The 3,809-nt window shown below is 61.4% G+C and carries 4 protein-coding genes; 2 read left to right on the top strand and 2 right to left on the bottom strand.

Translation table 11 applies throughout. From position 1 onward, the window contains the following. Nucleotides 1–815: 815 nt before the first annotated feature. Nucleotides 816–1,397 (bottom strand): TetR/AcrR family transcriptional regulator, encoded by a 582-nt coding sequence (locus AC3XYG_RS24360; RefSeq protein ID WP_489142457.1) that lies wholly within the window; start codon nucleotides 1,395–1,397, stop codon nucleotides 816–818. Nucleotides 1,398–1,463: 66 nt separating this feature from the next. Between AC3XYG_RS24360 and AC3XYG_RS24365 the strand changes: the two genes are divergently transcribed. Together AC3XYG_RS24365 and AC3XYG_RS24370 are read left to right on the top strand one after the other, a co-directional pair. Then, a complete protein-coding gene (locus AC3XYG_RS24365; RefSeq protein ID WP_489142458.1) occupies nucleotides 1,464–1,670 on the top strand; it encodes a Rossmann-fold NAD(P)-binding domain-containing protein in 207 nt (68 codons plus the stop codon). A gap of 11 nt (nucleotides 1,671–1,681) precedes the next feature. Beyond that, nucleotides 1,682–2,581, top strand: a complete 900-nt coding sequence (locus AC3XYG_RS24370) for an SDR family NAD(P)-dependent oxidoreductase (RefSeq protein WP_489142459.1) — start codon at nucleotides 1,682–1,684, stop codon at nucleotides 2,579–2,581. An 839-nt stretch (nucleotides 2,582–3,420) separates the two neighbouring features. Here AC3XYG_RS24370 and AC3XYG_RS24375 read toward each other — a convergent pair. Beyond that, a partial coding sequence (locus tag AC3XYG_RS24375; protein ID WP_489142460.1) for a hypothetical protein occupies nucleotides 3,421–3,809 on the bottom strand: 389 nt, incomplete at its 5' end.

Consider the following 3,809-nt stretch of genomic DNA (forward strand, 5'->3'; position numbering starts at 1 on the left):
CCTTGGCGTCGTCGTCAACCTTGAGGGCCGCGAGGCTCCTGACCTTGAACGCCCGGGCCAGCTCGCCACTGAGCGCTTCCATCTCCGACAGCAGCGTCCACTCCTGCGCAAACACCTCCGCCGCCGGGGATCCGGCGGTGGGTGTCTGGGGCGTGGGCGCTGTGTGTGTGTCATCCCTTGATTAGAACATAAAGGGAACAAATAGTCAAATTCACACTGCCTCACCACCCCACATCGTCATCGCGGCCCCGGCCTTGAAGCAGGGGGACGCGATCCAGGCCCGTCCCCGCAGATCGTGCGGGCGGCGGCAATCCTGGTGTGGCCGTGCGCGCACTTTGGCATGACGGGGCGGACGGTTTGGCAGAGTGTAGCCGGGTGCCGGCCTTTAGACAGGCGCCCATGAGCCCCACCGGCCGCTCCAGGGTTGGGCCGGTACACCCAGCGTTACTGCCCAGACCACGCCTTTGGCGGCTTCCCTTCGCACCGGCCGCGATCGACAATCGGAACGAAGGTTTTGGCGATGGCCTTGCATTGAGCGCCAAGCCGCTCCGGATGGGCAGCTGCGCGTCGGGCTTTCGCAGCCTTGGTGCGCTTGGAAGGCATCTCAAGGCGAGGGTCGGTGACGGTAGCCCGCCTGCGCGACGCGCACGAGACGCGCAGGCGGGGTGGAATCAGTTGAATTCGGGCGATCATGTCAGTCTTCTTGGATGATCACGATCCGGCGCGCTCCGTTAGATCTTTGGTCCCCAGCTCTTGCGAGCAGGCGCTTAGATCGCGTGCGATCAGCGTCGATCGGAGCAGGCTTCGTCTCGCGCTCAATGGCTCAAGCCCCGGATGATTACGTCAAAGGCATAACTGTCGATTTCCAATGGCTTCCTCCCACCAAGCACGCCCGCCTGACGTAGCGTCCATAGTCCGTGCAACAGTCCCCAGATCGAAACGGTCGCCGATGGGGCATCGTTCGGGCCGACGAGTGGCTCGATAATCTCGAGGCACTGATCCCAAAGCCGTTCATGAGCATGCCGCTTTGGCAAGTTAGCGCCCGCTTCGTCCTTCGGGCTCAAAAAGGTGCGGTAAAGAGCGGGGTTGCTCTGCGCGAAGTGCGAATAGACGGCGAGCAGCCTGCGGACACGGGCCTCGGCGGTCACATCGCCGGGCAATTCGGACATTGCGTTTGCTATGGTGATAATGAGCCGCTGGATGACCGCGTCGGTGCTCGCCGCCAGAAGGTCGTCACGGCTGTCGAAATAGCGGTAGAGCGCGTTGGCCGTCACCCCGACATTGCCGGCGAGACGGCGAAGGGTTAGGGCCTCTGGTCCCTCTCCCTCAACAAGCGCTAACGCGGCGTCGATCACGGCCAGCCGGGTAATTTTGTTTGGGTATGGCATGGTCGACATCGTACATCTTGACGACGGCGGTCGTAAAGTTCACGCTGTATACCTTGAACTGTTCTCGAGGTAAAGATGTCCTGCTCCACCATTGGTACCGGCGGCAACGCGGGTCCTGGATTGGAAGCAACCAAGGAGTTTGCGGAGGATCAAGCGACGCTGATCGTTGTGGCCTGCCGCGATCTCGCAATTGAGAAGCACGTCGTCGAGCAGCTCAACGCAATTGGTAGCAATGCCACCTTGAGGACTTTCCAAATGCTCGAAAGCGCAAAAATGATATGAGGACGATCGTCATGACCGGTGGAACCGCCGGTATAGGTTTCGCTGCCGCACAGCAAATGCAAGAAAACCCGGACATCCGGCTCTTGGTCGGGGCACGTAATCAACCGCCGGCCGGGCTTGAGTTTTTGCCGCTTGATCTAACAAAACTCGCCAGTGTGAGAAGTTTTGCCGCTGCGACCGAAGAGCGGCTGGGCCACACGAGCATAGACGGCCTTGTGCTTAACGCCGGCATCCTGGGCCGCGACATTCGCCAGCGTACTGGAGATGGGTTCGAGACCACTTTTGCAGTGAACCATCTTGCGCATTATTTACTGCTGCGGCTCCTGATGCCGCGCTTGGCGCCCGGGGCCACGGTGGTGATTACGACGAGCAACCTCTATGATCCGAAGACCAATCGATCCAATCCGCCTGAGCACGCTGACGCCGAGATGTTAGCCCGCGGCCAGGTTGAACTGCGCAACTCGCAAGGTTCGAGGTTGGGTATGCGCGCCTACGCCGCCTCCAAGCTCTGCAACGTACTAACGGCTCGCGCCCTGGCGTCATCCACCTCCGCACAAAATCTCGGACTACGGCTGATCGCTTTCAATCCGGGTCTGACGCCTGGCACAGGGCTCGCACGCGGTCAATCTCTTGTGGTCAGATTTGCCTTTGCATTCGTGACGCGGATCCTGAGCGTTATCCTACGGATGAACACTATTGCCAGTGGGGGAGATTTCCTGGTGGGTCTGACGCTTGGCAGGATAGTCCCGCCTGAGGGACGGTTTTATGCTTCTCAGGACAAGCGTCACCTGACATGGCCAGATATTTCGGAATTAGCGAGCGACGACGCTGTGATGGTGAAACTTTGGCAGGACAGCGCGGCGCTCGTCCATTTACCTGAAGCAAGCCAAAGGTTGGATCGTGCGGATTAGGGGCGTCCCCTCCTAAAAGCTCACCGAGAACGCGGCGTTGGAGGTGCAGATGATTTTGATATGCCGGTCCTTTTTGCGGGCTACCCACTAGGGTAAAGCCTATTCAAACGGGCGTACCGGCGCCATCTCGAGCCATGACGACAATCCGGATTCGACTTCTCGGTAAGCCGAGCGAGTACCCCGGCGGCAAATGTCACCGGCGTTCGCCGCTACTCAGATGTTCGTGCCTAATGCGCCAACCTGATCCGCCATTCGACAGAACCCGCGTACCGCGCCAACTCCCTTGAACGGTTTCGCCGCGAACTGTCCCGGACCAGACAAAGCCGTAGATAAGGCATGCAGACGCAATAATGGTGGTCTTGATGCCGAAGTCGGCCTCAGCGAATGACCGCGTATGGCAGAAGCTGTCGCTCGGCCGGGCATGCCTGAATGACGCATTTGCCCCGATGCGCGGTGATTGAAAAGGCGCTGAAATTGGCGGCGGAACGTCGGCTTTCAGGATCGTCGCACCGCATGCTCTATGCCCAAGTTTAGGGCGGTTGCCGACCGGCTGCTTCGTTCGTTCCCAGGAGCGCTAAGCAATCATGAATGCTCAAAGCGGCTCGAACGAACGCTAAAGTTAGCGCCTATGGATGGAGCCGCCTCCGGAAACAGGTCCGGTTTCGGAGCCAACAGATCCAAAGCAGATGTCCGGTGTGGAGGAGCCCCGACGGCCGCTGGATGACCGCAAAGGGGACGGAAGCGGACGATCTGGCTCCTGGCCATCATCCTGATGGCCTCCGGCCGCTCAACGCTCCCTGTACCGGGCCGATCGCCGTCGAAGGCTGGCCGCCCGTGGATCAGATCGCCAGCGGAGGAAGCTCGAGGCCGATCGCCACGGCGACGGCTTCGCCCTGCAGCGTCTGCACAGGCTCTTGCGCCACCGCAAAGGGAGGGGCGGCCTCGGCGAGTCGGCGGGCCGCATCGGCCATGCCGATGACGCCGTACGACGCGATGAAGACCTTCCGGGCCGTCCCCGCGGCCAGGAGGGGCCTGGCGAGACGTTCGGCCCGCTCGATCAGGCCGTGATCCGCCCCCCAGAGCCAGCCACCCTCGACGAACCCGGCGAAGGCGTCGGATGGCAGCAACGGGATGACGGCGAGATCGCTCAAACCGCGCAGCACCTCGCCGGCTGCCGACCCGTCGGGGATCGCCAGACGCTTCAGCGCCTCCGCCCGGCTGTACCGCA

The sequence above is a fragment of the Inquilinus sp. genome, assembly GCF_057815775.1.